Below are 3,406 nucleotides of genomic sequence, written 5' to 3' on the forward strand. Positions count from 1 at the left end.
CCACCCAGGAGGCCATCGACGTGCCCGCCCCCACCACTAACACCCCCGCTACTGGCGCCGTGCGGACAGGGCCTGAAGTCCACCGCGGTTCCGGGGCCGGGAGCTAGGACTCCGGCGCCTGCAGCAGATCCCAGCCAAAGTTGGACTTCACAATGTCCAGGACCGGCACGGCCTGCGTCCGCACGACGCCGTCGATCTTGCCGATTACGTCGAAGAGCAGCCGGGCGTAGGACTCCGGGGACCCGCAGAGCACCTCCACCCGCACATGGGCCGGACCGTTGCCGAGCAGCGCCACCCAGATGCATTCCTCGAGCCCCGCAAGCTCGGCAGCCACGGCTTCCTCAGCTCCGGGGCGGGTTTCAACATCCACCATCGTGAGGATCTCGTACCCCAGCTCCAGCGGGTCGGACACCGCAACAATCTGGATCAGACCGGAGGCCGTCAGGTTCTGCGTCCGGTACCGCACGGCTCCTTCGCTGAGTCCGAGCTCCCGTCCGATCGAGGTGAAGGACCGCCGCCCGTCCTGCTGCAGCAGGGAGATGATCCGGCGATCCACCTCGTCAATCTTCGGGGCATTGAGTTGCACGGGGTTCCTTCCGGACTGACCTGTTTCCAGCCACTGACGTATTCGACCTACAGACAAGGACCGGACCATGCGTGAACCCGACCAAGCACAAATCCTACATTTCAACCTCCTGGACATGGCCTCGCCCAGCCACAACAACTACGGGCTGTGGCGGCTGCCGGAAAACCAGAAGCGCCGCTTCCGGGACGTGGCGTTCTGGCAGGAGACGGCCCGGGCCTGCGAAGCCGCGCTCTTCGATTCGCTCTTCATCGCCGACGTCCTGGGAATTTCCGCAGCGCACGCCGGCTCCCAGGACCTGGCGCTGCGCGAGGGAATCCACGTTCCCGAGCTGGACCCGGCCGTGGTGGCCGCCGCAGTGATTCCGGCAACCACGCATCTGGGCATTGCCGTCACCCAGTCCTGCACTTACGAGCACCCGTTCGCCCTGGCCCGGCGCATGGCTTCACTGGACCAGCTCAGCGGCGGACGGATCGGCTGGAACATCGTCATGTCCTACCACCCCAACGCCAATGAAAACTTCGGCTTTGACCCCGCCCATCTGACCAGCGAGGAACGCTACGACCGGGCCGAGGACTTCATGGACGTGGCCTACAAGCTTTTCGAACAGAGCTGGGAGGACGGCGCCGTCGTTGCGGACGCCGAAGGCGGGATCTACGCCGATCCCGCCCGAGTGCACCGGATCGACCACACTGGACCGCACTACCGCTGCTCCGGCCCCTCACTCGTAGACCCAAGCCCGCAGCGGACGCCCCTGCTCTTCCAGGCCGGGATGAGCGACCGGGGACGGAAGTTCGCAGCGAAGCACGCCGAGGTGGTGTTCGTGCTGAACCGCAATGACGAGAGCATGCATGCCGTCATCAGGGACCTGCGCGAACAGGCAGCGGCCTTCGGCCGGGGCCCCTCGGAGCTGAAGATCGTGCCCCAGATCAACATCATCGTTGGTGAAACGAGCGCGGAGGCCCGGGCGAAGCTGGACCGCTACCAGTCCTTCACACGTGCCGAGGGCTACCTGGCCCACGAGTTCGGCCGCGGCTTCGATCCCTTCGCGTTCCCCCGCTCCATGCGTGTCACGGACGCCCTGGAGGCGGCAGGCCAGGCGAGGGCTGACTCCGGCGCCTACGGCCGGCAGCCGGACCTGGCCATCGGGGAACTGATCGACGCGGCCGCGGACCTTTCCAACGAACGGTTCTTCGTCTGCGGAGACGCCGCCGCGGTGGCGGACAAGGTGGAGGAGTGGGCCGACACCTTCGGACTGGACGGCTTCAACCTGCGCAACTACTCCCATCCGCACACGGTCCGGGACTTCGGCGAGCACGTGGTCCCCGAGCTGCAGCGCCGCGGCCGCTACCGGCTGGCGTACGAGGGACACACCCTGCGCGAGCACGTCTTCGGGGCCGGGCATTCCCGCATCGCACCGACTCATCCGGCGGCTGCCTACCGGCCCTCCTGACGCATAACCGGTATTGGGATACTGGATTTTTATTACTTTGTTTGCGTATTACGAGATTTTACAAGCGCGTAACGATGAAATTCACAGAAATCCTTGAGTGAGTTACGAACTCGTGACTACGGTTAGGCAACATCACTCAAACGAGGAGGCACTATGGCACGGAAAGGCATAAAACCGCTTCTGCTGCTCGGCGTCGCGGGTTCGCTGGCGCTGGCCGGCTGCTCAGGGGAGACCCAGGCGGCCGACAGCACGGAAGCGGCGGAAACCGGCAAGCTGGTCATCTCCAGCTGGGGCGGCGCATACGCGGAAGCGACCCGCGGGCTCGCCGCTGAGTTCACCGAAGACACGGGGATCGAGGTGGAAGTGCTCGACGCCGGAAACCACGTCTCCATGGTGCAGTCCATGGACCAGACCGGCACGGTGGAATGGGACATCCTCGACGGCATGGCCCTCCAGGACGGCTACTTCCTGAACCAGGAAGGCCTGCTGGCCAACTGGGACGATGACACCCGCGCCGCACTGGAAGACGCCTACGGCGCCGACAACGTCACCGACTACGACTACTCCTGGTCCGGCTACGGCATGGTTGTGGTCTGCAATGAAGACGCAGTTGCCGCGTGCCCCACCACCATCGAGGAATTCTTCGACACCGAGGCCTTCCCCGGCAACCGCATGCTTCCGGGCGATCCCGGCTTCTTTGGCGTGCTGGTCAACGCCCTTGCCGTAGCCACCGGCAGCGAGCGCGACGCCCTCTTCGAGGAATCCGAAGGCGTGGACCGCATCGCCGAGGGCCTGCGCGCCGTCGCACCGTCCACCACTGTCTGGTACACCTCCGGCGACCAGCAGAACCAGGCCATGCTCCAGGGCGAAGCGGACATGGGCATCATGGCCAGCGGCCGCGCCTTCGCCGTCCAGGATGAGGGCGTAAACCTGAACATCGCCTGGGACGGCCTCTACGTCACCGGTTCCTCAAGCATCCTCGCCGACGCCCCGAACAAGGAGTCCGCGCTGAAGTACGTCACGTGGCTCGCGGAAAACCCGGAGGCCCAGGCCAAGTGGGCCACCGCCCTGCAGTACACGGTGCCGCACCCGGAGGCGCTGGACTTCATTGAACCGGATGTCGCCGAACGTCTGGCCAACTACCCGGCAAACTTCGAGGGGCTCTACCGCCAGGACTACGTCTGGCACTCAAACAACAAGGCCGAGATCGATTCCACCTTCCTGGACATCATCGCGGGCGGTTAGCCAGCTGGACCGGGGGGGGGGGGGGCGGCCCCCCCCCCCCCGGCGCCGAGGTGGCTCCGCACCAGCACGAAATGAACGAACCGCCGGACCTTGAGGCGCTGCTGCCCGCCGGACTGGGCCAGCTC

3 protein-coding genes are annotated in these 3,406 nt (G+C 65.7%); 2 read left to right on the forward strand and 1 reads right to left on the reverse strand.

Features of this window, described 5'->3' with window-relative positions:
* Positions 1 to 103: 103 nt before the first annotated feature.
* A complete protein-coding gene (locus TVC13_RS17885; RefSeq protein WP_422402475.1) occupies positions 104 to 586 on the reverse strand; it encodes an Lrp/AsnC family transcriptional regulator in 483 nt (160 codons plus the stop codon).
* 67 nt (positions 587 to 653) lie between these two features.
* Here TVC13_RS17885 and TVC13_RS17890 point away from each other — a divergent pair, with 67 nt between their 5' ends.
* Both TVC13_RS17890 and TVC13_RS17895 read left to right on the forward strand, forming a co-directional pair.
* Positions 654 to 2,036 (forward strand): NtaA/DmoA family FMN-dependent monooxygenase, encoded by a 1,383-nt coding sequence (locus TVC13_RS17890; RefSeq protein ID WP_422402476.1) that lies wholly within the window; start codon positions 654 to 656, stop codon positions 2,034 to 2,036.
* A 153-nt stretch (positions 2,037 to 2,189) separates the two neighbouring features.
* Positions 2,190 to 3,281, forward strand: a complete 1,092-nt coding sequence (locus TVC13_RS17895) for an ABC transporter substrate-binding protein (protein WP_422402477.1) — start codon at positions 2,190 to 2,192, stop codon at positions 3,279 to 3,281.
* Positions 3,282 to 3,406 lie beyond the last annotated feature (125 nt).

It is taken from the genome of Arthrobacter sp. 3Tela_A (assembly GCF_049311025.1).
Classification (GTDB): Bacteria; Actinomycetota; Actinomycetes; order Actinomycetales; family Micrococcaceae; genus Arthrobacter_B.

Bases quoted from the DNA above. Each gene is read 5' to 3' on its own strand.
- TVC13_RS17890 (WP_422402476.1), top strand. From the start codon at position 654: ATGCGTGAACCCGACCAAGCACAAATCCTACATTTCAACCTCCTGGAC.
- TVC13_RS17895 (WP_422402477.1), top strand. From the start codon at position 2,190: ATGGCACGGAAAGGCATAAAACCGCTTCTGCTGCTCGGCGTCGCGGGT.